Source organism: Sphingomonas sp. Ag1 (assembly GCF_000980895.1).
In the GTDB taxonomy this organism is placed as follows: Bacteria; Pseudomonadota; Alphaproteobacteria; order Sphingomonadales; family Sphingomonadaceae; genus Sphingomonas; species Sphingomonas panaciterrae.
Genome location: NZ_LAZX01000085.1, coordinates 20,965 through 46,904, shown reverse-complemented (window position 1 = coordinate 46,904; position 25,940 = coordinate 20,965). Strand labels below are relative to the sequence as shown.

The following is a 25,940-nucleotide window of genomic DNA, read 5'->3' as shown; positions in this document are numbered from 1 at the left end:
CCCTTCAGAAAAGAAAGCGTTGCTCACGCGCCAGCAGCTTCGCGGCGCATCACGACGGCGGCCCGCCAGAAACAGGCCGCCGACAGGAAGGAGACCAGCGACGTCGCCGCCAGCGCGTAGCGTACCCCCTCCGCCTCGCCGTAGCTGGTGGCGAACAGGTCGCTGATCAGCCCGGTGAGCAGCGCGCCCAAGCCCAGCCCGCCTGCATTGAGGACAAACAGGAAGATCGCGGTGGCAGTGGCGCGTGAGCGCTGGGCGATCATGCCCTGGATGGCGGCGAACACCGGGCCGAACCACATGTTCTTGAAGAACAGGGGCACGGTCAGCAGCACGAGGATCGTCAGGCCGCTGCCGAGAAAGAATACCGCGGCGAGAAGCGGGCCGGAGATCAGCATCGAAATCGCAGCGACCATGCCATAGCCGCCGGGTCCACGCGCGACATAGCGATCGCCGAGGCGCCCGCCGATCAAGGTGCCAAGGCCGCCGGACACGCCCAGCACGATGCCCAGGGTGACGCCGATGAAGGCGAGCGGCCCGGCGAAGCCGACCGCCTGCGCCGCGGCGGTGAGTTCCGGTGTGTAGTTGCGCAGAAAGAAGGAGACGTAGAACGCTTGCTGCCCATAGCCGACGAAGGAGGTGATCGCCGAGCCCGCGGCAAGCCACCAGAAGGCAGGCTGACCGCGCAATTGCTTCAGCACCGCGCTGAGCGGCAGCAGGTTCGCGCGATCCTTCGGCGTTCCCGCGGGGCGCGGGTCGCGCAGCGTGGCAAAGGCGATCACGCCCAGCAGGATGCCCGGCGCGCCAGCGACCATGAAGGCCGCCCGCCAGCCATAGCTTTGCGCAATCAGCCCGCCGATCATCAGGCCCGCGAGCGATCCGATCGGCACGCCCATCGAGAAAGTGCCGAGCGCCGACGCGCGCCGGTTCGCCGGCACGCTGTCGGCAATCAGCGACTGCGCCGAGGGCGTGCACCCCGCTTCCCCCACACCGACACCGATGCGGGCGAACAGGATTTGCGCAAAGGTCGTCGTCAGGCCGCACAGGATGGTGAAGCCACTCCACACGACAAGACACCCGGAGATGATCCGGCCGCGGTGATAGCGTTCCGCGAGGCGTGCCATGGGGATGCCCAGCGTCGTGTACAGCATGGCGAAGCCGAGGCCCGTCATCGCACCCAGCTGCCAGTCGGCGAGCCCCAGATCGCGCTTGATCGGTTCGGCCAGGATGTTGACGATCTGCCGATCGACGAAGTTCAGCATGTAGATGACGGTCAGCAGCCACACCGAATAGCGTGCGGCCGCAGCGCTTGGCAGCGGGAAGGACGCCGCACCCTGCGGTTCCGCCGCCGGTGCAGCGGGTTGCAGACCCCCCGGCACCGTGTCCGATCGACCCATCGTTGCCGCGTCGCTCATTGGATCACCATTTCTGTATCCTCGGCCAGCAAGGTGTCGCGCAGTCGCCGCTTCACCAGCTTGCCCGCATCGGTACGCTCCAGCGTGGGTCGGAAAACGTAGCGGCGCGGCACCTTCACCGGACTGAGGCCCTGGCGGGCGAAGGCGTCGAGGTCGGCGGCCAGCGCTGCTTCGTCCAGGAGCGGCCATATGCGCGGCTCGACCAGCGCCACCACCCGCTCGCCCATCTCGGGATCGGGCAATCCGACGACCGCCACATCGGCGACCTGTGCGTGCTGCAACAGGCGGTTCTCCACCTCCTGCGGGTAGACGTTCACGCCGCCCGAGATGATCATGAAGCTGGCGCGATCGGTGAGGTACAGGAAGCCGTCGGCATCGATGCGCCCGATGTCGCCGAGGGTGGGCCAGCCATGCTGGTTGTACGCCGCGGCAGTGCGTTCGGGATCCTTGTGATAGGCGAAGGGATTGGCGTTGGCGAAGCGCACGAGGCCTTCGTCGCCCGTCGGAAGCGGCTCCCCATCCTCGCCACAGATGCGGATCTCGCCCTGGACCGCGCGGCCGACGGTGCCGGGATGCGCGAGCCAGTCGCTGCAGGTGGCTACGGTGAGGCCGACCCCTTCGGTCCCGCTGTAGAATTCGCCGACGATTGGCCCCAACCACTCGATCGCGCGGTACTTCAGCGGCACGGGACAGGGTGCGCCGGCGTGGAACACGGAGCGGAGCGAGGAGATGTCGTGGCCTCCGCGCTCCTCGGCGGGCAGCGCGAGCATGCGGGCAAGATGCGTTGGCACCACCTGCGCGATGTTCACGCGGTGGCGGGCGATCGCCGACAGCGCCGCGGCGGCGTCGAACCGTTCCATGAGGATGACGGTGCCGCCGAGGCGATGGATCGCAAGGCTCCAGCGCAGCGGGGCGGCATGGTATAGCGGCGCGGGGCAGAGATAGATGCTGTCCTGCGCATAGCCGAAGAAGCGGGTGCCGATTTCGACCGCGCGGGGCGGCTGGTCGAAGCTGGCGGGAAGCGGCGACTTGATGCCCTTCGGGAAGCCCGTGGTGCCCGACGAATAGAGCATGTCGGTGCCGGGCGCCTCGTCGCGCACGGGATGATCGGGGTAGCGGCGCACCGTCGCGCCCAGATCATCGTCGAGGCATGCCGTGCGCCCCGGCAACGGCGGCTCGCCGAGGCGTTCCAGTACGCGCGCCGAGAGGATGGCGATCCGCGCATCGGCGTCGCGCAGGATATAGTCGACCTCCCCGGCGGTCAGCGCGGTCGCGATCAGCAGATAATGGACGCCAATCCGCTGCGCCCCCCAAATGAACTCGTACAAACGCGGGTGATTTTCCGCCATGATCGCGACGACGTCGCCGGCGCGAGCGCCCTGATCGCGCAGCCAGTGCGCCACCTGATTGGCGCGTGCCTCAAGCTCGGCATAGGTGACGGCCTCACCCGTACCGGCCATGATATAGGCCGGTTTGTCAGGGGTTTGCGTGGAAAATCGGCGGGGGTGCATGGCTAGGGTCGCAGCCCGCGCAGGATGAAGTCCACCGCCTCTGCGGTGAAGGTGCGCACGAACGTGTCCTGCGAGGGCGCGCCGTTCATCAGGTCGCCGAAGGGGACGCGGGTGGCGAACAGATACTGGCAGGCGCCGACGATGAGGAAATAGGCGTGGTCGGGATCGATCGCGCGGAATTCGCCTGCGGCGACCCCCTGCTCGATGATCCGGCGCTGGGCGTTGATCAGCGGCTCGACGAAATTGGCCTTGATCCGCTCCGACGCCTCGTTGCCAGAGTCGCGCACCAGGCGGTTGAGCAGCCCGTTCAAATACGGGTGACGGGCATAATTGCGAATGATTCCAGTGACATGCAGGGTCAGTTTTTGGGTGGCCGACACATCCATCGCGAGCAGCCCCTCAAGCTGGGTAAGCGAGCGGCTGGTATCGGCCTCCACCAGCGCGGTGAGCAGCCCTTCCTTGCCACCGAAATAATATTTCACGAGCGGGGCGGTGACGCCGGCGCGGCGGGCGATGGCGTGAAGCGAGACATCGCTGCTGCCGGTTTCGATCATCAGGTCGCGCGCGGCGTCGAGCAGGATATCGCGTGCGGATGCCCCAAGACGGGCCGCACCGGCGGCCGCGCCGCGATCAGTGGCGGCCGTCATGCGGCCTGCCGCCGGCCTGCCAGCGGAGACAATCGGCCACGGAACGCCCGACGCTGGCCACATCCCCGATCATCCATTCCGTCGCCGTTCGCCATCACCCGCCCATTTTTCGTTCGCCGCTGAATAGACCCGATTTTTCACGCTTGTAAAGCAAAGTGTGAAAGGGCATTAAAGGCATTCTTGTTCATCCGTTAAAAAGATGATCAGTCGACCTGCGGCCATGCCCTGCCAGCGATATCCGAGGATACGGAGCGCGCGGGGACCGGGTGGATCGAAGGTGCGTGCAAGGGAGAGGGAAGTCTTGAAGCTCATCAACATGCTGGCGTGCTGCTCCATCATCGCCATCAGTGCGACCAGCGCGGCGGCGCAGACCGCGCCGACCGGCCTTGGCACCGTGCCCGACGATGCGGTCGCCGGTACCGCGCCGACCGGCACCCCCGGCCAGTCGCAGACCGAATCGCTGGAGCCGGCAGCATCGGCCGAGCGCGAATCGGCCTCCTCCACCGATGGTGACATCATCGTCACGGGTTCGCGCGTCGTCAGCAACGGATACCAGGCGCCGACGCCGATCACCGTCGTCGGGAGCCAGGACCTGCGCAACGCCGCGCCGAACCTGACCGAGGCGCTGCGCCAATTGCCGCAGCTGACCGGATCGACCGGGCCGTCGACCCCGAGCTTCACGCCGGGCGGATCGGTATCGAGCACGTCGAGCACTGCCAATCTGCGCAACCTGGGCATCACCCGCACGCTGGTGCTGCTGGACGGGCGCCGTCCGCCGGCGTCGGGCGTGACCGGCACTGCGGACATTTCGATGTTCCCGCAGCAGCTGATCAAGCGCGTCGACATCGTGACCGGCGGCGCATCGGCGGCCTATGGATCGGACGCCGTGGCGGGCGTCGTCAATTTCGTGCTCGACACCAAATTCCGCGGCGTGATGGGCGAGCTGCGCAACGGCATCTCGACGCATGGCGACGGGCATAGCTGGGCCGCCGAGGCATCGGCCGGCTTTGGCTTCGACGACGATCGCGGCAGCATCGTCATCAGCGGATCGATCAACGAACAGGCGCCGGTCGACGGGCGCGCGCGCGAATGGGCCAATCGCGGCTGGGCGATGGTGCCCAACCCGCTGTCCGGCCAGGCGGGGCAGCCGCAGCTGCTGCTGCGCGAGAATGTGAACCTTGCGGCCGCGACCTATGGCGGGCTGATCACCGGGATGCGCCGCGACGGGACGCGGATCACCACCGGGCCGCTGCGCGACATCCAGTTCGGCGCGGATGGTTCGCAATCCGCCTATCGCCACGGCGAGCTGTTCACCGGGACGGTCGAGGTCGGCGGCGACGGCCCGCGCTACCCGGCGGCGATCGTGTCGGAACTGAACGCCAAGAACATCTTCGGCCATGCCGAATATGAGTTCAGCAACAATTTCTCGGTCTTTGCCGAGGGTGCCTATGGCTATTCACGCAGCGAATATCCGCTGCTGGCGCCGTTCTTCATCGGCACCGCGGCGCTGGTGGTGCAGGCGGACAACGCCTTCCTGCCCGACAATCTGCGCAATGCGATGGCCGCCAACGGCTATAGCGCGATCGAGCTGGGCAAGGTCGACATGACCTTTGGCCAGAACCGCGTGACCAACACGACCAAGACGCTGAACCTGACCGCCGGGTTCAAGGCGACGGTCGGCCAGTTCACCATCGACGGCTATTACGAACATGGCGAGTCGCGGTACCTGCTGGAAACCAGCAACCAGCGGATCAACGCCAACACGCGCCTGGCGGCGGATGCGGTGGTCAATCCGGCCACCGGCCAGATCGTCTGCCGTTCGTCGCTGACCAACCCCGACAATGGCTGCGTGGCGTGGAACCCGTTCGGCCAGACGCCAATGACGGCGGAGCAGCGCGCCTATCAGCAGGGTGCCGGTTTCGCACGGTCGATCGCCAAGCAGGACGTCGTCGCGCTGACGGTGCGTGGCAATCTGTTCTCCACCTGGGCGGGCGACGTGGCGGCCGCGGTGGGCGCCGAATATCGCGACATGTCGGGCACGATCACGGTCGATCCGATTTCGCAGGGGATCGGGTTCGTCGCGACCAACCCGCAGCCGTCGGGCGGCGGGTACAATGTGAAGGAAGCGTTCGGCGAAGTGCTGGTGCCGCTGTATCGCGGTGACAATTTCCTGCAGTCGATCGACTTCAACGGTGCGATCCGCCGCACCGATTACAGCACCAGCGGCGGCGTGACGACGTGGAAGCTGGGCCTGACCAGCGAGGTGGTATCCGGCCTGCGGCTGCGCGGCACCTATTCGCAGGACATCCGCGCACCCAATATCGGCGACCTGTTCGGGCCGCGTTCGCGCAACGTCGTGGCGATCGTCGATCCGTTCAACAACAATCTGGTGACGCAGAACGTGTTCACCTTCACCGGCAGCAACCCCGACCTGCTGCCCGAGCGCGCCAAGACGATCGCGGCCGGCCTGTCCTATCGCCCCGAATTCCTGCCGGGGCTCGGCTTCTCGGTCGACTATTACAAGATCAAGATCGACGACGCGATCCAGACGCTGTCGGCGCAGCAGCTGGTCAACCAGTGCTTTGCCGGCGATCAGGGGCTGTGCGCGCTGACGGTGCGCGGCGCCGACGGGCGGCTGACCGACGTCAACGGCGTCGCGCTGAACATCGCGACCGTGGACATTTCGGGCATCGACTTCGACGCGAGCTACCAGACGCGCTTTGCCGGCGGGCAGCTGAGCCTGCGCGGGATTGCCACCTATCTCGACAATTACACGCAGGAAGCGCGCGGCGTGGCGGCGGTGCAATATGCCGGCACGGGTTCCTTCCCGAGCTGGCGCGCGAACCTGCAGGCGACCTATACGTCGGGCGGCACCACCATCGCGATCCAGGAGCGGTTCATCGGCGCGCATCGCCGCGTGATCCCGCCGGTCACGATCGACCAGGATCATGTCCCGGCGGTATTCTACACCAACCTCACGATCCGCCAGCAGATCGAGGCGGGCAACGCCAAGCCGGAGCTGTTCCTGTCGATCAACAATCTGTTCGACAAGGATCCGCCGCCGTCGGACACCAACAACATCTCGCTCGGCACGTCGCGCGTGGTGGACCCGCTGCTGTACGACACGATCGGGCGGTACATCACGGTCGGCGGGCGCATTCGCTTCTGAGCATTGGGCGGGGGTGAGCGCCCCTGCCCTTTTCTCGAAAAGCCACGGCCCGGTCGCAGGTTCGCTGCGGCCGGGCCCTTTGGTGTCAGGCGGTCCAGCCGGCGAGATCGGGCTGTTCGCCGATCAGCGCCAGGCCATGCGCGATCGAGGTGAGTTCGCCGCCGGTGGCGATCCGCTCACTGCCGAAGCGGCGGTCGAAGATCGCGCGGATCGCGGGGATGAGCGACGAACCGCCGGTGAGGAACACGCGGTCGATCGCGGCCGCGTCGGTTGCGGCGCGCGCCAATGCCACGTCCATCGCCGCCTCGATCCGGATGAGGTCGTCGGCGATCCATTGTTCGAACGCTTCGCGCGTGACGGGCGCACGCAGGGCGACACCGCCGCCCTCGAAATGGAACACCGCCTCCTCCCCCTGCGACAGCGCGCGCTTCACCTGCCCCACGGCATCGTAGAGCGGGAAACCCTGTTCATGCTCGATCAGCGCGATCATTCGGCCGATGGGCACGGGATCGATGCAATCGCGCTGAAGCCGGCGAAGCTCCTCCAGCGTGCGACGGTTGCGCATCATGGCGAGGCGCGACCAATCGGCGAAATCGGCGAAATAGCCGCCGGGAATGTCGAGCACCTTGCCGAACGAGCGATAGTGGCCGCCCTTGCCCAGCAGCGGCAGCAGCAGCTGGCTGACGATGCGCTGGTCGAAGCGATCGCCGGCAATACCGATGCCGGCGGAGGCGAGCGGGACACAGCGGCGCGCGGCGCCGGGCGCCTCGACCCGGACGATCGAGAAATCGGTCGTGCCGCCGCCGAAATCGGCGACCAGGATCGTCGCTGGTTCCGTCAGCCGCGCGGCATAGCTGAACGCGGCGCCGAGCGGTTCATAGACATAGTGAAGCTCTACCCCGAAATCGGCCAGCATCGCGTCATAGCGTTGCCGCGCGAGTGCCGGATCGGGCCGCGCGCCGGCATATTCGACTGGACGGCCGACGATGACGCGGCGCGGGCGGCGATCGAGCCGGCCGCCGCTGTGCGCGACGAGCCGCTGCAGGAAACGCTGTCCCAGATCCTCGAAGCGGAACGGCTTGCCGAAGATCAGCGCGCGTTCGAACGAGGCGCTGGCCGCGACGGTCTTGAACGATTGCACGAAGCGGCTGTCGAGCGGGGAATCGAGATATTCGCCGATCGCCCAGGGCCCCGCCTCATGTGCGATGCCGTTCCACGCGTCCTCATCCTCCCAGAAGCATAACGCCGAGCGGAATACCGGGCCGGTGGCGCGATCACCGGCGAAGGAGACGAGGTGCGATTCGCCCGTGCCGTCGGCCAGCGCGGCGACGGTGTTGGTGGTGCCGAAATCGAGGCCGAGCGCAGTGGCGGCGCTGTCCACGCGATGTCTCCCTTGTTGGTCGTGGCGAGACCCGCCGAAAGGGCGGCGCCTATCGCACGGCCGACAGGGGCGAACAAGCGTGGCGGCGGCCGCTATTCGTAGCGCAGCGCGCGGATCGGGTTGGCGCGGGCGACCTTGAACGCATGGCCGGCGATGGTGACGACCGCGATTCCCAGCGCGACGCCGCCGGCGAGGAAGAACGGCACCGGGGTCAGCGCCATGCGCGTGTCGAAGCCGTTCAGCCAGTCACGCATCGCCCACCAGGCGACCGGCCAGGCGATGAGGTTGGCGATCAGCACCGGGCGGCTGAACTGCCAGACGAGCAGCCGGACGATATCGATCGTGCGCGCGCCCAGCACCTTGCGGATGCCGATCTCCTTCGTACGGCGCTCGGCGGTGAAGGCGGCGAGGCCGAACAGCCCGAGGCAGGCGATCACCACCGCGAGCACCGCGAATCCGGCGAAGATCTGCGCGCGCTTTTCCTCCGCATCGTAGAGATCCTCGATAATCGCCTCGCTGAATTTTCCCTCGAACGGTACGTCGCTGGCGGCGGCACGCCACTCGCGCTCGACCGCGGCGCGGACGGCGGCGGGATCACCGTCGTAGCGGATCACCATGGTCGAGGGCCCCTCACGCGAACCGATGAACACGATCGGCTCCAGCGGCTCGCGCACCGAGCGGAAGCGGGAATCGCGCACAACGCCGACGACCGTGATCGGCACGTCGCCATATTGCTCGCCCAGCGCCATGCGGAAGGTCTTGCCGAGCGCCGCCGCGGGATCGGCGGCGCCAAGCTTTCGCGCGGCATATTCGTTGACCACCACATTGGCGCCGCGGGCGACCAATGCGCGGACCTCGGCCGGATCCTCCGGGAAGGAGAGCGTCTGATCGTCCATCGGGCGGGCAGGGTCGAACCAGCGACCGGCGACGAGCTGAAGCCCGATGGCGTCGCGGAAGTCGTGGTCGACGCGGTAGCGGCCGAGCGCGACGGGCTGCGGATTGCCCGGAACGAGCACGCCGGTGGTGTTGGTGTTCTGCGTCGCGACGCCGATGTCGGTGCGGCCGACCGCGACGACCCCGGGCACGCGCTTCATCCGCTCGGCAATCTGCTCGCCCCGGCCGATCAACTGGTAGCGGCTCATGTTGCCGACCTGCAGCAGGTGATCGCGCTGGTAGCCGGGATCGACCGAGCGGGCGTAGACGGTCTGGCCGTAGACGATCGCGGTGCAGATGATGAGGCCGATCGAGATGGCGAATTGCGCCACCACGAGCATGTTGCGCAGCATGCCGGTGCCGGGGGTCTCGGTGGAGGACTTGTTCGCCTTCAGCACGCTGGCCGGCTGAAAGCGCGACAGGAAGAAGGCGGGGTAGAGGCCGCCGGCGACACCGACGATCAGCATCAGCGCGAGCGCCGGCCACAACATGCCGTCGGCGCCGAAATAGCTGAAGCGCAGGTCGGCACCGAGGAAGGCGGCGAAGGGGCGGACCAGCAGCTCACCCAGCGCCAGCGCGATGGCGACGGCGATGGCGGCGATCAGCAGCGATTCACCGACGAACTGAACGATCAGCTGGCGGCGCGTCGCGCCCAGCACCTTGCGCAGCGCGACCTCGCGGGCGCGCTGGCCGGCGCGGGCAGTGGCAAGGTTGGTGAAGTTCACCACCGCCATCAGCAGGATCAGCACCGCGATGATGGCGAAGGTGACGATCGAGCGGTGATCGTTGCCCGGCGCCATCGAGCCGGCCTGCGCGACCCCGAGGTGAACGTCCGCCACCGGAACGAGTGCCCAGTCGGTATCGTCGCCGGCATTGTAGCGCGTGCCGGCGAGATTTTCGTCGGGGATGTTTCGTTTCTCCCAGGCGGGAAGCTGCGCGTTCAGCGCGTCGGCGTCGGTGCCGGGTTTCAGCCGGGCATAGACCCAGCCGGACTGGCATTGCCAGCAGGTGAGGAATTCGGGTTCCTGCGTGAAATAGGAGCCGAAATCACGCCGCACGACCGCGTTGATGCGAAGGTGCGAGTTCTTGGGCAGATCCTGAAGCACCGCATTGACGCGGTAATCATAGGTCTTGCCCTTCTGAATGAGGCTGAGCGTCCGGCCGACGACATCGTCGGTGCCGAACTGGCGGATTGCCTCCGACCGGGTCAGCACCGCGGTGTCGGGGGCGTTCAGCGCGTTCTTCGACCCGCGCAGGATCGGCAGGTCGACCACGGCGAGGAAATCATTGTCGGCAGTAAGATAGTCTTCCGCCGTGCTCACCTGCCCCTGGCGGAGGATCGAGGGGGTGCCGCCGAGCACGTAGCTGACCGCCTCCACCTGCGGGAAATCCTTCTTCAGCCGCTCGGCCGTGATGTAGCTCGACATCTGCAGCATGTACGGCGCGCCATCGCGCGGATTGGGCATCCACGTCTGGAATTGATAGGTATCCTCGCCGCGCGGCAGCCAGCGATCGTAGCTGGTTTCGTAGCGGATGAAGACGAGGATCAGCAGGCACGCCGCCATGCCGATCGCCAGCCCCAGGAGGTTGATGATCGAATAAGCGCGGTTCTTCGCCAGGGCGTTGACCGCAACGGTGAGATAGTTTCGCCACATGGCCGGCGGTCGCTTTCGATCGAGGTGGGGGTCAGGCGATGGCGATCACGCCGCGCGGCGCCGTTCCTGCAGGACGCGGCCATCGAGCATGTTGACCACGCGGCTGGCGTAATCGGCATGCGCCGGCGAGTGGGTGACCATGACGATCGTCGACCCTTCGGCGTTCAGTTGCTGCAACATGCGCATCACCTCCTCCCCGTGATTGGTATCGAGGTTGCCGGTCGGCTCGTCGGCGAGGATGAGCTTGGGCGCGGCGATCAGCGCGCGGGCGACGGCGACGCGCTGCTGCTGGCCGCCCGACAATTGGCTGGGGCGATGGCGCGCGCGGTGCGCGATGCCGACGCGGTCCATCACCACCTCCGCCCGCGCGCGCCGCTCCTTCGCGGAGACATTGTGGTAGAGCAATGCGAGTTCGATATTGTCGCGCACCGTCAGTTCATCGACCAGATTGAAGCTCTGGAAGATGAAGCCGATGTTGGCCTTTCGAAAGTCGGCGAGCTTCGCCTCGGGCAGGCCGGCGACTTCGGTGCCGTCGAACACATAGGAGCCGCTGGTCGGGCTATCGAGCAGGCCGATGACGTTGAGCAGCGTCGATTTGCCGCAGCCCGACGGGCCCATGATCGCGACGAATTCGCCATCGGCGATATCCAGGTCGATCCCGTCGAGCGCGACCGTCTCGACGCTGTCGGTCCGGTACAATCGCATCACGTCGCGCATACGGAGCATCAAACGTCCTTTCCTTGGGCAAGATCGAGCACGTCCTTGTCGGCGAACCCGGTATAGGGGGAGATGATCACACGCTCGCCCGGCGACAGGCCGTCGAGCACCTCGACATGATCGGCATTGCGGCGGCCGAGGCGGACCGTGCGGCGCACCGCCGAGCGCCCGTCCGGCGCGGCGACGAAGACCCACGCGCCGCCGGTGTCGTTGAGGAAGGCACCATAGGGCACCAGGATAGCGGGCGACGGATCGCTGAGCGTCAGGCGCGCCTGCACCGTCTGGCCGCGCTGCAACCCCTGTGGTTCCTCACCGAGGAATTGCAGCTCGACCTGAAACTGGCCGTTCTGCACCTGCGGCAGGATGCGGGTGACACGTGCCCGGTAGCTGCGCCCGCCGGCGTCGATCCGCGCCACCTGCCCTGTCGCGACGCGACCGAGGAAGAATTCGTCGACGCCGGCCTGCAGTTTGTTGCGCCCCGGGGAATCGATCTGGCCGATCCGCTCGCCGCGCTGCATCGACTGGCCGACCTGGATCGAGAAGCCCGACAATTGCCCCGCGACCGGCGCGCGCAGCCTCAACGCGTCGAGATTGGCGCGGGCGAGCTGCAACCCGGCGGTGAGCGAGGCGGTGGAGGCGCGCTGCTGCGACAGCTGGCTGTTCTGCAGCCGATCGTCGGTGGCGCGGCCGCGGCGCACCACCGCGAGCCGTTGCCGCTCGAAGCGCAACTGATCGGTCGTATCGGCGAACTGGCGGCCGGCGACGAAGCCCTTGGCGGCGAGCGGCGCCTCGCGATCGTAAAGCCGCTGCGCCTTTTCGAGCGCCAGTTCCGCCTCCAGCACGGCGCGTTCATTGGCGACGCGGGTCTGGGCGAGGCTCAATTCCTGCGCGCGCATGTTGTTGATCTGCTGCTCGACCTCGGTCTGGCGGGCGAGCGTCGACAGTTGCAGCTCGGCGTTGGAGAGGATGGCGATCGGCTGTCCCTTGGCCAGCATGGTGCCGTCCTCGACCAGCACCTCCTCCACCCGGCCGCCCTCGATCGCGTCGATATAGACCGTCACCAGCGGGGTGACGCGGGTGCGCAGCGGGATGTAATCCTCAAAGGTGCCGCGCTGCACCGTCGCGATGGTGAGCCGGCTGGCGGCGACCGACTGGCTGCCGGCGCGCGGCGCGAACCACCAGAAGAGGAGCGAAGCGGCGAGCAGCACGGCAAGGCCCGCGGCGATGAGCGCGAGGCGCGGCAGGCGGCGACGCTGCACCACCCGGTCCATGCCGCTGCCCGATGCGGGGCGTGCCTCCTCAACGCGGTCCTGCGGCAGGCGAAGGACGCTCATCGTGTCCGCTTCCGGACGATAGTGTTCAGAAGCGGACGCCTCACAGCGAAACCGACAGGCTGAGATGCGGGGTGTGGAGCGACACCGACAGCGTCGGATCGGCGCTGATGCCCGAGGCGGCGGGCCGTTTCACCCAGCCGCCAAACGCGACAATGGCGGCGGCGAGCAGCAGCAGTCGGGAAAGGGGCGCTTTGGTCATGCCGGCGGCTTTGCACGGCCTGTGCCAAGTGATGTCGGTCACCAGTCAGTGGCGTGCCGGGGCGGGATGGCACAGGAATTGATTGTCCGGCCGCGAACACTTGCGTTACGAAAGCGGACGATCATGGGCCCGGAATTTGACCGCTGTGTTGTTGTCGATGACGACGACGACATCCTGCTCGCCGCGCGGTTGCTGTTGCGGCCGTTGTTCCATGAGGTGATTACCGCGCGCACGCCCGACGAGGTGCTGCCCGAGATAACGCGCGCGACGCCCGACGTGATCCTGCTCGACGCCAATTTTGCGCGCGGTGCGACCGATGCGAGCGAGGGGCTCGCGTGGCTCGATCGGCTGACCGGGATCGACCCCGAAATGGTGGTGGTGATGATCACCGCGCACGCCGGGGTGCATGTCGCGGTGGCGGCGATGAAGCGCGGGGCGACCGATTTCGTCCCCAAGCCGTGGTCGAACGACCGGCTGGTGGCGACGGTGCGGACTGCGGCGGCGCTTCGCCGGTCGCGTGTCGCGGCAGGTGCGCCAAGGGCGATTGCGGCGCCGGGCAATGGTTCGCCGCTGCTCGGCCAGTCGCCGGCGATGGCGCGGGTCCAGTCGCTGATCGAGCGCGCCGCGCCGACCGACGCCAACGTCCTGATCCTGGGGCAGAACGGGACGGGCAAGGAAGTGGTCGCGCGTGCGCTTCACGCCCGGTCGCAACGTGCCGGCCAGGTGCTGCAGACGGTGGACCTCGGCGCGATCGCGACCGAATTGATCGACAGCGAATTGTTCGGCCATGTGAAGGGTGCGTTCACCGATGCCCGGGCCGACCGCGTGGGGCGGATCCAGGCGGCGGACGGGGGGACGCTGTTCCTCGACGAGATCGGCAATTTGCCGCTTCACCTGCAACCCAAGCTGCTGACCGCGCTGGAGCAGCGGCAAGTGACGCCGGTGGGGGCGAACAGCCCGGTCAAGGTGAACATCCGGGTGATCGCGGCGACCAACATGCCGCGCGAGCGGCTGATGGACGAGCGGGTGTTCCGCCAGGACCTGCTGTACCGGCTGAACACCGTGGAAATCACGTTGCCGCCGCTCAACGAGCGGCCGGAGGATGTGATCGAGCTGGCCGAGCATTTCCTGGCGCATTACGCCGCCCGCTATGACCGGCCGCGGCCCGAGCTGAGCCAGGCGGCGCGCGCGGCGCTGATCGCGCATGAATGGCCGGGCAATGTCCGCGCGCTGCGCCATGCGGTGGAGCGGGCGACGATCCTGGCGGCGCATCCGGTGCTGGAGCCGGAGGATTTCGGGCTGGAGGCGGCCACCCCGCGGGCCGTCCCGGCCCCGGTGAGCGGTGTTGCAGGCGGCGGCGTGGCCGCTGACCTGAACCTCGACCGGGTCGAGCGGCGGCTGGTGGAGGAGGCGCTGCGCAAGCACGGCTACAACATCACGCTGGCCGCGTCGGAACTGGGCCTGTCGCGCGCGGCGCTGTACCGGCGGATGGAGAAGCACGGGCTGTGAGCGCGACGCGAGCGGCCCGCCATGGGATTTGACCGCCACTTCACGCTTGGCCTGATCTTTCGCATGTCGCTGCTGATCCTGGCGCTGATCGCGGTGGTATGGGCGTTTCGCACGCCGTCGCTGCTGATGGTCCGGGTGGTGATGATCGGGGTCGCGATCCTCGCCGCGATGACGCTGTGGCGGCACGTGTCGCGCACCAATATCGAGCTGGCCCGATTCCTGGAGGCGGTGCGGCTGGGCGATTTCGCGGCGCATTTTCCCGAGACCGGCGGCGCCGGGTTCGGCCGGCTGGGCGCGGCGCTGAACGATACGATCCGCGCACTGCGCGAGCAACGCGGGCAGACCGATGCGGAGCTGCGCTATCTGGAGGCGCTGATCGACGACATGCCGGTCGCGCTGCTGACGATCGACGAGGGGCGGGTGGCGCCGGGCAACAAGGCGGCGCGGGCGCTATTCACCCGCCACAGCGGCGTCCGGCCGGCCGATTATGCGGTGTATGGCGCGACCTTTGCCAACCGGCTGGCGGATGAGGCGGCGGGGGGCGAGGAGATGCTGATCCTGAACCTCGACGGGCGGGCGAAGCGCACGCTGGTGCGGCAGGCGACGCTGAACCGGCTGGGCAAGCGCACCCGCGCGGTGGTGATCCAGCCAGTGCAGGAAACGCTGGATGCGGTGGAAATGGCGGCGCAGACCGACATCATCCGCGTGCTGACGCATGAGATCCTGAATTCGCTGACCCCGGTCATGTCGTTGGCGCAGACCACCGCGTCGTTGCTGGCGGACGAGCGGGTCGATGCGGCGCAGATCGCCGACGCGCGCGACGCGGCGGCGACGCTGGCAAGGCGCACGCAGGGGCTGGGGCAGTTCATCGACAGCTATCGCGTCGTGGCGCGCGAGCCGGCGGTGGTGCGCCATGCCTTCGCCGCGGCCGAGTTCGCCGAGGAACATGCCCGGCTGTTCCGCGCCGAATGGCCCGGCGTCGCGTTCACCGTCGACTGCACGCCGATGACGATCCACGGCGACCGCGCCTTATTGTCGCAGCTGCTGCTGAACCTGATGCGCAATGCAGCGCAGGCGGCGAGCGAGCATCGCGCCGATCCCGCCGTCACGCTGACCATCGCCGCCGCCGACCCGGTCATGATCGAGGTGGCGGACAATGGCCCGGGCGTGCCCGAGAAGCTGCGGCAGGAGGTGTTCCTGCCGTTCTTCACCACGCGTGCGAAGGGGACCGGCGTGGGGCTGAACCTCGCGCGGCAGATCGCGGTGGCGCATGGCGGCACGCTGGAGGTGCATGACGCGCCGGGCGGGGGCGCGGTGTTCCGCCTGCTGCTGTAGCGATCAGGCCTGTAGCGATCAGGATTGGCGCGGCCCTGCGCTGAGCGTGCGGGCGACGGCATCGTGCCAGCCAGTCACCAAGGGCGCGCGCGCCGCCGCCGTCATCGACGGTTCGAACAGGCGATCGGGCGACCACAAGGCGGCAAGTTCATCGAGGCCGGACCACAAGCCGCTGGCGAGGCCGGCATGGAAGGCCGCGCCGCGCGCGGTGGTTTCGAGATCGGCGGGCCGCTCCACCGCCATGTCGGTGAGGTCGGCGAGGAAGCCGCACAGCCAGTCGTTCGCCGCCATGCCGCCATCGACACGCAGCCGTTCGGGCCGATTGCCGCCGTCGGCGACCATCGCCTCCGCCAGATCGAGCGTCTGATAGGCCACCGCCTCCAGCGCCGCACGGGCAAGATGCGCGGCGGAGCTATCGAGCGTCAGGCCGTGGATCGAGCCGCGCGCGGCGGGATCCCAATGCGGCGCACCGAGGCCGACGAAGGCGGGCACCATATAGACGCCATGGCTGTCGGGCACCTTGGTCGCCATGTCGTTGGTCTGGCTGGCATGGGTGATGATGCCGAGCCCGTCGCGCAGCCATTTGATCGCCGCGCCGGCGACGAAGATCGATCCTTCGAGCGCATAGGTGGTGACGCCATCGAGCCGGTAGGCGGGGGTGGTGATGAGGCGATGCTGCGAGCTGACCGCCTCCGTCCCGGTGTTGAGCAGCATGAAGCAGCCGGTGCCATAGGTCGATTTGGCGCTGCCGCGATCGAAACAGGCCTGGCCGAACAGCGCCGATTGCTGGTCGCCCGCCATGCCGGCGATCGGGATCGGCGCGCCGAACAGATCGGTGGCGGTGGTGCCATAGACATGCGCATTGTCGTGCACGTCGGGCAGCATCGCCATCGGCACGCCGATCAGGCGGCACAATTCCTCATCCCAGCAGCCGCGATGGATGTCGAACAGCATCGTGCGGCTGGCATTGGTGATATCGGTCGCATGCACCGCGCCGCCGGTGAGCCGCCACAGGAGGAAGCTGTCGATCGTGCCGAAGGCAAGCTCGCCGCGTTCGGCACGCGCGCGGGCATCGGGGACGTTGTCGAGGATCCAGGCGATCTTGGTGGCGGAAAAATAGGGATCGATCAGGAGGCCGGTGCGCGCGCGAACGAGATCCTCCGCGCCGTCGGCACGCAGCGTCGCACAGCGATCCGCGCCGCGGCGATCCTGCCACACGATCGCGCGATGAATCGGTTCACCCGTGGCGCGATCCCACACCACGGCGGTTTCGCGCTGGTTGGTGATGCCGATCGCGGCGATGCTTCGCGCGGGCACGCCGCTTTCCTCGATCGCCTGGCGCGCGGTGGCGAGCGTGTCGCGCCAGATATCCTCCGGATCATGTTCGACCCAGCCGAACTGCGGATAATGTTGCGGGAATTCGGTCTGCGCGATCGCGACCCGGCGGGCGGAGGCATCGAACAGCACGCTGCGCGTCGAGGTGGTCCCCTGATCGATCACAAGAATGTGGGACGCCATCCTACCTCTCCAAACGAAACCTGAAACGAACCTTGGCAAGTTTCATACGAACGTCAACGCTTTCATTTGAACGCGCCGGTCGGTATGATGGCGCGATGAGCGAAGAGCGCGAGATGGAGCGGATGGTGGACCTGCTGATCGTCGGCGGGGGCATCAATGGCGCGGGGATCGCGCGCGATGCGGCGGGGCGCGGGCTGTCCGTGCTGCTGGTCGAGCAGGACGATCTGGCGAGCCATACGTCGTCGGCATCGACCAAGCTGATCCACGGCGGGCTGCGATACCTGGAATATGGCGAGTTCCGGCTGGTGCGCGAGGCGCTGATCGAGCGCGAGCGATTGTTGAACATGGCGCCGCACATCATCTGGCCGCTGGAATTCGTGCTGCCGCAGAACCAGTCGCCGCGCCCCGCGTGGATGGTCCGGCTGGGGCTGTTCATGTACGATCACCTCGGCGGGCGCGAGAAGCTGCCTGGGACGCGCACGGTGAACCTGGCGACGTCCGCCGCCGGCGCCGGGCTGAGCCCGCGCGAGGGCAAGGCGTTCATCTATTCCGACTGCTGGGTCGAGGACAGCCGGCTGGTCGTGCTGAACGCGATGGATGCCGCCGCGCGGGGCGCGGTGATCGAGACGCGCACCCGGCTGATCGACGCGCGGCGCGAGGGCGATGGCTGGGTAGCGACGATCGCCGATGCGCGAGGCACGCGAGAGGTGCGTGCGCGGGTGATCGTCAATGCCGCGGGGCCGTGGGTGGCCGATGTGCTGGGCCGGGTGCCCGATGCGCGGACCGATCGCGGCGTGAAGCTGGTCAAGGGCAGCCATATCGTGGTGCCGCGGCTGTACCCGGGGGCGCATGCCTTCATGCTGCAGAACCCCGACCGCCGCATCGTCTTCGCCATCCCGTACGAGAATGATTTCACGCTGGTCGGCACGACCGACGAAGTGTGGAACGAGAAGCCGGGCAAGGCGCAGATCAGCACGGGCGAGACCGATTACCTGCTGGAGACGATCGGCCGCTATTTCGCGCAGCCGGTCGACAAGGCGGACATCCGCTGGAGCTATGCCGGCATCCGGCCGCTGTACGACGACAAATCGACCAACGCCTCCGCCGTCACGCGCGACTATGTGCTCGATCTGGATGCGGGCGAAGGCCGCGCGCCGATGCTGAGCATCTTTGGCGGCAAGATCACGACGTACCGTAAGCTGGCGGAACATGCGATGAAGGAGCTGGCGCGCTTCTTCCCGGACGCGTCGGGGGCGTGGACCGCAGGCGCGGTGCTGCCGGGCGGCGACATGGCCGATGCCGATTTCGACCTGTACCTCAGCAGGCTGATGACGAGCCGCCCTGCCCTGCCGCCCAAGCTGCTGCGGCGGCTGGCGCGCGCCTATGGCACGCGTACCGATGACCTGCTGGGCGCGGCGCAGAACGTGCGCGATCTGGGCACGGCGTTCGGCGGCGACCTGTATCAGGCGGAGGTCGATTATCTGGTGGCGCGCGAATGGGCGCGGACCAGCGAGGATGTGCTGTTCCGCCGCAGCAAGCTGGGGCTGCATGTGCCCGCCGGGACGGCAGAGGCGCTGGACGCCTATCTCGCCCGCGTCGTCCCCGTCGCGGCGTGAGCGCGGTGTGAGCCAGACCGGCGCAGACGTGGTGGCGGCGCGGCATCGCGCGATCCTGGAGACGGCGCGGCATACCGGCAGCGTCGCCGTCGACGCGCTGGCCGAGCAATTAGGCGTCACGCCGCAGACGATCCGCAAAGACCTGAACCTGCTGGCGCGGCGATCCATGCTGGCGCGGGTGCATGGCGGCGCGGTGGTGACGTCGGGGGTCGACAATCTGCGCTATGCCGAGCGGCGGCATGTCGCAGCGGACGTGAAGGACGCGATCGGCGCCGCCGCCGCCGCGCTGGTGCCCGATGGCGCGAGCCTGTTCATCAACATCGGATCGACGACGGAGGCGATCGCGCGCCATCTGATCGGGCGGCGCGACCTGATGGTGATCACCAACAACCTGAACGTGGTCGACATATTGGCCGACAGCCCGGGCATCGAAGTGATCGCCGCCGGCGGGCGCGTGCGGCCCGGCGACCGCGCGGTGGTGGGCGCGCTGGCGATGGATTTCATCCGCAGCTTCCGCGTCGATTATGCGCTGATCGGCGCATCCGCGATCGAGCGCGACGGCACATTCCTGGATTTCGATGTCGATGAGGTGCGGGTGTCGCAGACGATCATCGCACAGGCGCGGCAAGTGATCCTGTCGCTCGATTCCTCCAAGCTGGGGCGGCCGGCGCCGGTGCGGATCGGGGACCTTGGCGATATCGACTATCTGGTCACCGACGAGGTAGACGATGAACTCGGCCGGGCATGCGATGCCGCCGATGTGGCGATCGTCGACGTGGAGAAGATGTAGTGGATCGGCTCGATTTCGAGGCTGCGCGCAGCGTGTCGCGGCGCAGGCTGCTGACCGCAGGCATAAGCGGCGGCGCGGCGCTGATCGCGGCGCGCGCGCTGGGCGCCGACGTCGACCTGCGGCTGCCAGGGGGCAATTCCGCCCGGCCGCTGACCAGCGACTTTCCGCAAAAGGGCGAGATGATCCTGCAGCGCGCGCGCCCGGTGCTGCTGGAGACGCCGATGGAGGTGTTCCAGCACAACCTCTACACGCCCAATGACCGCTTCTACGTGCGCTGGCATTGGAGCGACATGCCGACCAGCATCGACGTCGACCAATATCGCATCGCGATTGGCGGGCATGTCGAGCGGCCGCTGTCGATCTCGCTCGCGCAGTTGTTGCGCATGCCGCGGGTCGAGCTGGCGGCGGTGAACCAATGTTCGGGCAATTCGCGCGGATTGTTCGAGCCGCGCGTGCCCGGCGCGCAATGGGGCCATGGCGCGATGGGCAATGCCAAGTGGATGGGCGTATCGCTGCGCCACCTGCTCGACCTTGCCGGGGTGCGCGGCGGCGCCGTGGCGGTGCGGATCGGCGCGCTGGACAAGCCGCTGGTCGAGGGGGCGCCGGCGTTCGAGAAGGCGCTGGCGATCGACCATGCGCGCGACGGCGAGGTGATGCTGGCGTTCGCGATGAACGGCGAGCAGCTGCCGTTGCTGAATGGCTTTCCCGTGCGGCTGGTCGTGCCCGGCTGGTATTCGACCTATTGGATGAAGACGGTGAACACGATCGAGGTGCTGACCGCGCCGGACGACCGATACTGGATGGCCAAGGCGTACAAGATCCCCGACACGCCGCGCGCGCATGTCGCGCCGGGGACGAAGGATTTCCCGACCGTGCCGATCAACCGGATGAACCCGCGATCCTGGATCACCAGCATCGCCGATGGCGCGAGCTATGGCTATGACCCGGTGCTGCCGGTGGAGGGGATCGCGATAGGCGGCGACAGCGGCGTCGCGCGGGTCGAGATTTCGGGCAACGGCGGGCGCACGTGGGAACCGGCGACGCTGGGCCGCGAGGACGATCGTTATGGTTTTCGCCGCTTCACCGCGCGGATCGGCGTGCCGCGGCCGGGGCGTGTGCAGGTGATGGCGCGCTGCACCAACACGGCCGGCGAGACTCAGCCGATGGAGGCGAACTGGAACCCTGGTGGCTATATGCGCAATTGCGTGGAGCCGGTGACGGTGGCGCTGACGTGAGGCGCGCACCATCATTTGCCGCCATCGTCGTCGTCCTGATCGGGGCAAGCCTGTTGGTGCTGATCGCCATCAGCAGCCGCGGGCCAAAGGCGCCCGCCGCGCCGGCGCCCGCGGTTGCCGAGAACGCCGGGATCAGCGCGGGCGGGGTGACGCTGACCTCTACCAGCGTCGAACTGCCCGATGACGCCGCGACCTTCCCGGCGGGGCCGAACGTCGACCTCGTCAACCAGCGGTGTCTGTCGTGCCATTCGGCGAGCATGGTCCTGACCCAGCCGCGGCTGAAGCCCGAGCAATGGACCGCGATCATCGAGAAGATGCGCGACGCCTATCGCGCGCCGATCGGCGATGGCGAGATCCCGGCGATCACCGATTATCTGGTCGCCCGGCAGCAGACGCCGCCGGCGGCAACAGCCCGCTGATCCCGAGCGGAGGATAAATCGCGGCAAAGTGCATGCTAGCTTGATGTGCCTCAAGCCAGCGGGCGTTTGTTCGTGTATGGTGAAGCATCACTGCCCGATCGTCTGCAGGCGGCAGTGACTGAGAGATATTACGCGCTCCCGCTTGCTCAACGGGAGTTGTGCCATGGTAATCGCGAGCGCGCATGGGCTGGCGCCGTTCATTGATCGACTCGCGCTGAGATCGGTCCTGAGCCCCCGGTGAGCAGGACGCGCTGCTGGCGCTGCCGTTCGATGCCATCACCATCGGTGCACGGCGCAATGTCACCCGGCTGGGCGAGATTTCGAGCCACGCGAGTTTTGTCGCCACCGGGCTGGTGGGGCGGTTCGGCCAGACGGCGAGCGCGCAACGGCAGCTGACCGGGATCCACCTGAGCGGCGACATGGCGGACCTGTTGTCGGTGGTTCGGCCGACCGGCGTCGGCGCGCTGCTGGCGTTGACCGAGACGACGATCCTGCGCGTGCCGCATCGCGCGCTGCGCGCCGCGGCGGCGCAATTCCCCGCGATCGCCGAGGCGTTCTGGCGGCATTGCGCGGTCGACACGGCGACGCTGATGCAATGGCTGCTCAACATCGGGCGCGGTGATGCGGTGGGGCGGCTGGGGCATCTGATGTGCGAGATGGCGATGCGCTTCGGCGGGGAGCGTGAGTACCGGTTGCAGTTCGACCTCCCGCTGACGCAGGAGCAGCTGGCCGATGCGACCGGCATCACGCCGGTGCACGTCAACCGATCGCTGCGCCGCCTGCGCGAATTGAAGCTGGTGACGATCTGCCGCAAGCGTGTCGACATCCATGACTGGGACGGTCTGGTCAGCCTGTCGGGCTTCGACCCCGATTATCTGGCGCTGGACATCGGTAACCGGCCCAAGGTGCGCCTGTTGAGCGCGTGATCGCGGGCCGGGGGGCCTGGCGCGTTATGGCTATTGGCCAACGGCTTGGCTGCCCTATGAGGGGCAGTGATGAGCACAGCAACCGACACCGCGCGCCCGACCATTCGTGATGTCGCGCGGTTGGCGGGCGTTTCGATCAAGACCGTGTCGCGGGTCATCAACGACCAGCAATATGTGAGCGCCGAGAAGAAGGCGCGCATCCTTGAGGTGATGGCGGAGACCGGGTTCCAGCCGAGCCATGCGGCGCGCGCACTGGCGGGGCACCGATCGCACCAGATTGCGCTGATCTGCGACAATCCCAATCCCTGGTACATCTACGAAATCCAGCTGGGGGTGCGCGAGCGATGCGCGCGCGACAAGATCCGCATGATCGCCCAGCCCTATGACCGCGCGTCGCCGACGCTGCTGGAGGATATCACCGCGCTGATCGACCAGGCGAGCCCCGACGGGCTGGTGCTGGCGCCGCCGGCCTGCGACGACCAGCGCGTGCTGGACGAACTGAAGCGGCGCGGCATCCCCTTTGCCCGGTTGCAGCCGGGGCTGCGTGTCGAGGAAGGGCCGAGCGCGTCGATCGACAATGACGGCGCGGCGTTCGACATGACCAGCCACCTGTTGACGCTGGGGCACCGGCGGATCGGCTTCATCGTCGGCGACCGCAGCTATGCCGCGTCGGGGCAGCGGCTGGCGGGGCATATCCGCGCGCTGGGCGCGGCCGGCGTCGAGCTGGACATGGCACTGATCCGGCAGGGGCAGTTCGATTTCGCCTCGGGCGAGGCGGCGGCGGATGCGCTGCTGTCGATGGACGCGCCGCCGACCGCGATCTTCGCATCGAGCGACGACATGGCGGCGGGCGTGCTGGCGGCGGCGCACCGGCGCGGCATCCGCGTGCCCGATACGCTGACCGTCGTGGGGTTCGACGACGGGCCGACCGCCCGGCTGGTATGGCCGGCGCTGACCACGGTGCGCCAGCCGGTACGCGCGCTGGCCGATGCGGCAACCGACCTGTTGCTGTCGCCACCGGCGGCGGGTGCCGCGCAGCAGCGGCGGCTGCCGCATGAGCTGGTGCTGCGTGGATCGTCCGCGCCGCCGGGCGGCGGCTGATACGAAAACGGCCCCGGATCGCTCCGGGGCCGCGTCGTTTCAGGCGATCGTCAGGTGCGGGATCAGAAGTTGATCCGGCCGGTCACGCCATAATAGCGATCCGCCTCACGCGGGATCTGGTAGCGGTACGAGCCCGACGGGCCGCCATTGGCGATCGCCGCCGCGAAGCTCTGGTCGAACAGGTTGCGCACCTGGAAGGTCAGGCGGAAGCGATCGTCCTGATCGCCGATGCCGGCCGACAGATTGACCAGGCCATAGCCGTCGATCGTCGCGAGGCTGCGCTGCACGGGATCGGGCGAGAACAGCGCGAGCTGCTCGGACTGGTAATTGCCCTGTGCGCCCAGGAACACGTCAACCGCGCCGCCGGTGCGCACGCGATAGTCGATGCCCAGCGAGCCCTTCCACTTCGGCGCGAAGGCGAGCGAGGTGCCCGGTGCGATGACCGCCGTCGGCGGCGCGCCCGGCGCCTGGAAGAAGCGGTCGACGTGCGCATCGGTGTAGGCGACGCCGCCCGAGATCGACAGGTCGTCGATCGGGCGCAGGACGATGTCCGCCTCCACGCCGCGGGTCGACACTTCGCCCGCGTTGGTGAAGCGGGTGACCACCACGCCAGCGACCAGATCCGGGTTGTTGGCCTGGAAATTGTCGTACTTGGCGTAGAAGGCGGCGAGGTTCAGCGTGAGCGCGCCGTTGAACAGCGTGTTCTTGAGGCCGATTTCATAGCTGTCCGACGTTTCCGGCGCGATCACGTTCGTGCCGTTCGAGTTCAGGTTGTAGAACACGTTGAACGCCGGGCCCTTGTAGCCGCGCGTCCAGCCGCCATAGGCCACCACATCGCGGCTGACATCGAACTGCAGCGAGGCCTTGCCCGACCAATTGTCATTGGTGGTCTTGCCGCGCCACGGGATGCCGTTCGAGGCGGCCACCGCCTGCGTCTGCGCCGCGCCGGGAGCAACGCCCTGGCCGAGCAGCTGGTTGTAGCGATCGAACACGCCCTGGTCGAAATTCGGGTTCACGCCCGGGCCGGCCAGCGACGTCTGGCGGCGATGCCATACGTTGAGCTGGTCAGCGGTGTAGCGCAGCCCGCCGATGAAGCGGAAACGATCGGTGAAGTTGACCGTGAACTGGCTGAAGGCGGCGATGTTCTGGAACACCGAGCCGAAGTTCGCGACGCCGAACGGGTTGGTCGTCGCCGGTGCGCCCGGCGCGCCGCACGGGATCAGCGTCGACGGGACGGTCGCCGCGTTGCAGTTCACCACCGCGCGCGAGAAGGTCCGCTCCGACGCAGCGCGCGAATAATAGACGCCCACGACATAGGAGATGAACTGCTGCGACGGCGAGGTCAGGCGCAGTTCCTGGCTGAACGTGTCGCCCGTCTGCGGCCCGAGATCGTGCAGCTGGTTGAAGCCGACATACGGCGCAGCAAGGAAGTCACCGTCGCGGATCTCGGTGTTGGAATATTCGCGATAGGCGGTGATGCTCGTCACCGTCTGGTTGCCGAGTTCCGTGTCGATTTGCAGCGAGGCGCCGTAGCTTTCCTCTTCGGTGCGCGTGATCAGATTCTGGTTGATCCGGCGCGTCTCATTACCCTGCGGCGTCGGCAGGACCGAGAAGATCGGGCTGGTGATCGGCTGACCAGCGGCGTTCAATGCGCCAGTGCCAATGACCTCGGCGCAGCAATCGTCGTTGTTCTTGCGATAATCGGCGATGAAGGCGACGGTGGTCGCGTCGCTCGGCATCCACTTCAGCTGGACGCGGCCGCCGACATGCTCATAGCCGTTGACGCGGCGGCCGTCGAAGGCGTCGTTGCGGATGTTGCCGTCGAAGCGGCTGTAGAAGCCGGTGAAGCGCGACAGCAGGTTTTCGGTGATCGGCACGTTCAGCGCGCCGCGAATGCGCGCCTCGTCACCGCCGGTGAAGTAGCTGCCCTCAAGGTAGCCGCCGAAGTCGCGGGTCGGCTGCTTCGTGACGATGTTGATGACGCCGGCCGAGGCATTCTTGCCGAACAAAGTGCCCTGCGGCCCGCGCAGCACTTCCATCCGCTCCACGTCGACGAGATCGCCGAACGCTTCGCCGGTGCGGGCGAGGACGACGCCATCGACCACGGCCGAGACCGACGGTTCGCCCGCGATCGAGAAGGTCGTGGTGCCGACGCCGCGCAGGAACAGCGACTGGTTGAGCGTGGTGCCCGACTTCAGGATGTTGAGCGCGGGGACCAGCGTGGTCGCGCCCTCGAGACCCGGCGAGCCGGTGTTGGCGAGCGCCTCACCGCCGACGACCGACACGGCGAGCGGCACGTCCTGCAGACGCTCGCTACGCTTTTGCGCAGTGACAACGATGTCGCCGTTCGAGACGCCCGAGGCATCGTCCGATTCGGCCGCGACGCCGGGCGCCGGGGGCGTTTCCTGTGCGGTTGCGGGTGCGGCTGCCTGCCCCTCGGGCGACATGGCCTGCGCCGACGCACCCTGCGCCGCGACAGCGAAAGCTGCGCTGGCCGCAAGTAAAAGCGCCTTGTTTGAAAAACTTACCATTA

At 67.7% G+C, this 25,940-nt stretch carries 19 protein-coding genes; 9 read left to right on the top strand and 10 right to left on the bottom strand.

Annotation, left to right across the window (positions count from 1 at the left end):
- Window positions 1–23: 23 nt before the first annotated feature.
- From XM50_RS06045 to XM50_RS06035, 3 genes are read right to left on the bottom strand one after another with little or no spacing between them, the layout of a single operon-like run.
- Window positions 24–1,412, bottom strand: coding sequence for a spinster family MFS transporter (locus XM50_RS06045; RefSeq protein WP_197075421.1), 1,389 nt, complete (start codon window positions 1,410–1,412; stop codon window positions 24–26).
- On the bottom strand, window positions 1,409–2,923 hold the full coding sequence (locus XM50_RS06040; RefSeq protein ID WP_046408216.1) for an AMP-binding protein: 1,515 nt from the start codon (window positions 2,921–2,923) through the stop codon (window positions 1,409–1,411). The genes XM50_RS06045 and XM50_RS06040 overlap by 4 nt, the downstream gene beginning before the upstream one ends.
- Before the next feature lie 2 nt (window positions 2,924–2,925).
- On the bottom strand, window positions 2,926–3,570 hold the full coding sequence (locus XM50_RS06035; protein WP_052742460.1) for a TetR family transcriptional regulator: 645 nt from the start codon (window positions 3,568–3,570) through the stop codon (window positions 2,926–2,928).
- Window positions 3,571–3,871: 301 nt separating this feature from the next.
- Between XM50_RS06035 and XM50_RS06030 the strand changes: the two genes are divergently transcribed.
- A complete protein-coding gene (locus XM50_RS06030; RefSeq protein ID WP_052742459.1) occupies window positions 3,872–6,739 on the top strand; it encodes a TonB-dependent receptor domain-containing protein in 2,868 nt (955 codons plus the stop codon).
- Window positions 6,740–6,824: 85 nt separating this feature from the next.
- On the opposite strand, the gene XM50_RS06025 is transcribed toward XM50_RS06030, so the two are convergent.
- The 5 genes from XM50_RS06025 to XM50_RS20030 all read right to left on the bottom strand — a co-directional run bounded on the left by XM50_RS06025 (window position 6,825) and on the right by XM50_RS20030 (window position 12,958).
- The gene (locus tag XM50_RS06025) at window positions 6,825–8,120 is read right to left on the bottom strand and encodes an Hsp70 family protein (protein WP_046408214.1); all 1,296 of its coding nucleotides are present in this window, start codon (window positions 8,118–8,120) and stop codon (window positions 6,825–6,827) included.
- Window positions 8,121–8,212: 92 nt separating this feature from the next.
- A complete protein-coding gene (locus XM50_RS06020; RefSeq protein WP_046408213.1) occupies window positions 8,213–10,708 on the bottom strand; it encodes an ABC transporter permease in 2,496 nt (831 codons plus the stop codon).
- A gap of 45 nt (window positions 10,709–10,753) precedes the next feature.
- On the bottom strand, window positions 10,754–11,434 hold the full coding sequence (locus XM50_RS06015; RefSeq protein WP_046408211.1) for an ABC transporter ATP-binding protein: 681 nt from the start codon (window positions 11,432–11,434) through the stop codon (window positions 10,754–10,756).
- The gene (locus XM50_RS06010; protein ID WP_046408210.1) at window positions 11,434–12,759 is read right to left on the bottom strand and encodes an efflux RND transporter periplasmic adaptor subunit; all 1,326 of its coding nucleotides are present in this window, start codon (window positions 12,757–12,759) and stop codon (window positions 11,434–11,436) included. Before XM50_RS06010 ends, XM50_RS06015 begins: the two co-directional genes overlap by 1 nt.
- Before the next feature lie 40 nt (window positions 12,760–12,799).
- Complete coding sequence (locus XM50_RS20030; protein WP_156167190.1) at window positions 12,800–12,958, bottom strand: hypothetical protein; 159 nt, start codon at window positions 12,956–12,958, stop codon at window positions 12,800–12,802.
- 123 nt (window positions 12,959–13,081) lie between these two features.
- Here XM50_RS20030 and XM50_RS06005 point away from each other — a divergent pair, with 123 nt between their 5' ends.
- Window positions 13,082–14,467: a sigma-54-dependent transcriptional regulator gene (locus tag XM50_RS06005; protein ID WP_046408208.1), complete on the top strand. Its 1,386-nt coding sequence runs from the start codon at window positions 13,082–13,084 to the stop codon at window positions 14,465–14,467.
- 21 nt (window positions 14,468–14,488) lie between these two features.
- Window positions 14,489–15,802 (top strand): sensor histidine kinase, encoded by a 1,314-nt coding sequence (locus XM50_RS06000; protein WP_046408206.1) that lies wholly within the window; start codon window positions 14,489–14,491, stop codon window positions 15,800–15,802.
- Between the two features lie 18 nt (window positions 15,803–15,820).
- Here the strand turns inward: XM50_RS06000 and glpK are convergent, their stop codons facing one another.
- On the bottom strand, window positions 15,821–17,320 hold the full coding sequence (gene glpK, locus XM50_RS05995) for a glycerol kinase GlpK (RefSeq protein ID WP_046408204.1): 1,500 nt from the start codon (window positions 17,318–17,320) through the stop codon (window positions 15,821–15,823).
- Window positions 17,321–17,415: 95 nt separating this feature from the next.
- On the opposite strand from glpK, the gene XM50_RS05990 reads away from it, so the two are divergent.
- The 6 genes from XM50_RS05990 to XM50_RS05965 all read left to right on the top strand — a co-directional run bounded on the left by XM50_RS05990 (window position 17,416) and on the right by XM50_RS05965 (window position 23,407).
- Window positions 17,416–18,936, top strand: a complete 1,521-nt coding sequence (locus XM50_RS05990; RefSeq protein ID WP_046408203.1) for a glycerol-3-phosphate dehydrogenase — start codon at window positions 17,416–17,418, stop codon at window positions 18,934–18,936.
- A gap of 7 nt (window positions 18,937–18,943) precedes the next feature.
- Complete coding sequence (locus tag XM50_RS05985) at window positions 18,944–19,726, top strand: DeoR/GlpR family DNA-binding transcription regulator (protein WP_231621875.1); 783 nt, start codon at window positions 18,944–18,946, stop codon at window positions 19,724–19,726.
- Window positions 19,726–20,961 carry a molybdopterin-dependent oxidoreductase gene (locus XM50_RS05980; RefSeq protein ID WP_046408200.1) on the top strand — a complete coding sequence of 412 codons (1,236 nt, stop codon included), beginning with the start codon at window positions 19,726–19,728 and terminating at the stop codon, window positions 20,959–20,961. The genes XM50_RS05985 and XM50_RS05980 overlap by 1 nt, the downstream gene beginning before the upstream one ends.
- Window positions 20,958–21,380, top strand: a complete 423-nt coding sequence (locus XM50_RS05975; RefSeq protein WP_082102779.1) for a c-type cytochrome — start codon at window positions 20,958–20,960, stop codon at window positions 21,378–21,380. Before XM50_RS05980 ends, XM50_RS05975 begins: the two co-directional genes overlap by 4 nt.
- Before the next feature lie 353 nt (window positions 21,381–21,733).
- Window positions 21,734–22,306 carry a Crp/Fnr family transcriptional regulator gene (locus XM50_RS05970; protein WP_052742458.1) on the top strand — a complete coding sequence of 191 codons (573 nt, stop codon included), beginning with the start codon at window positions 21,734–21,736 and terminating at the stop codon, window positions 22,304–22,306.
- Between the two features lie 69 nt (window positions 22,307–22,375).
- The gene (locus XM50_RS05965; RefSeq protein WP_046408199.1) at window positions 22,376–23,407 is read left to right on the top strand and encodes a LacI family DNA-binding transcriptional regulator; all 1,032 of its coding nucleotides are present in this window, start codon (window positions 22,376–22,378) and stop codon (window positions 23,405–23,407) included.
- A 62-nt stretch (window positions 23,408–23,469) separates the two neighbouring features.
- Here XM50_RS05965 and XM50_RS05960 read toward each other — a convergent pair whose 3' ends face one another.
- The gene (locus tag XM50_RS05960; RefSeq protein WP_046408197.1) at window positions 23,470–25,938 is read right to left on the bottom strand and encodes a TonB-dependent receptor; all 2,469 of its coding nucleotides are present in this window, start codon (window positions 25,936–25,938) and stop codon (window positions 23,470–23,472) included.
- Window positions 25,939–25,940: the final 2 nt, after the last annotated feature.

Excerpts from the sequence above, each read along its gene's own strand:
- XM50_RS05960 (WP_046408197.1), bottom strand. The coding sequence starts at position 25,938 with ATGGTAAGTTTTTCAAACAAGGCGCTTTTACTTGCGGCCAGCGCAGCT.
- XM50_RS06005 (WP_046408208.1), top strand. The coding sequence starts at position 13,082 with ATGGGCCCGGAATTTGACCGCTGTGTTGTTGTCGATGACGACGACGAC.
- XM50_RS06045 (WP_197075421.1), bottom strand. The coding sequence starts at position 1,412 with ATGAGCGACGCGGCAACGATGGGTCGATCGGACACGGTGCCGGGGGGT.
- XM50_RS06040 (WP_046408216.1), bottom strand. The coding sequence starts at position 2,923 with ATGCACCCCCGCCGATTTTCCACGCAAACCCCTGACAAACCGGCCTAT.
- XM50_RS05990 (WP_046408203.1), top strand. The coding sequence starts at position 17,416 with ATGAGCGAAGAGCGCGAGATGGAGCGGATGGTGGACCTGCTGATCGTC.
- glpK (WP_046408204.1), bottom strand. The coding sequence starts at position 17,320 with ATGGCGTCCCACATTCTTGTGATCGATCAGGGGACCACCTCGACGCGC.
- XM50_RS06020 (WP_046408213.1), bottom strand. The coding sequence starts at position 10,708 with ATGTGGCGAAACTATCTCACCGTTGCGGTCAACGCCCTGGCGAAGAAC.
- XM50_RS06010 (WP_046408210.1), bottom strand. The coding sequence starts at position 12,759 with ATGAGCGTCCTTCGCCTGCCGCAGGACCGCGTTGAGGAGGCACGCCCC.
- XM50_RS06015 (WP_046408211.1), bottom strand. The coding sequence starts at position 11,434 with ATGCTCCGTATGCGCGACGTGATGCGATTGTACCGGACCGACAGCGTC.
- XM50_RS20030 (WP_156167190.1), bottom strand. The coding sequence starts at position 12,958 with ATGACCAAAGCGCCCCTTTCCCGACTGCTGCTGCTCGCCGCCGCCATT.
- XM50_RS06035 (WP_052742460.1), bottom strand. The coding sequence starts at position 3,570 with ATGACGGCCGCCACTGATCGCGGCGCGGCCGCCGGTGCGGCCCGTCTT.
- XM50_RS05965 (WP_046408199.1), top strand. The coding sequence starts at position 22,376 with ATGAGCACAGCAACCGACACCGCGCGCCCGACCATTCGTGATGTCGCG.
- XM50_RS06000 (WP_046408206.1), top strand. The coding sequence starts at position 14,489 with ATGGGATTTGACCGCCACTTCACGCTTGGCCTGATCTTTCGCATGTCG.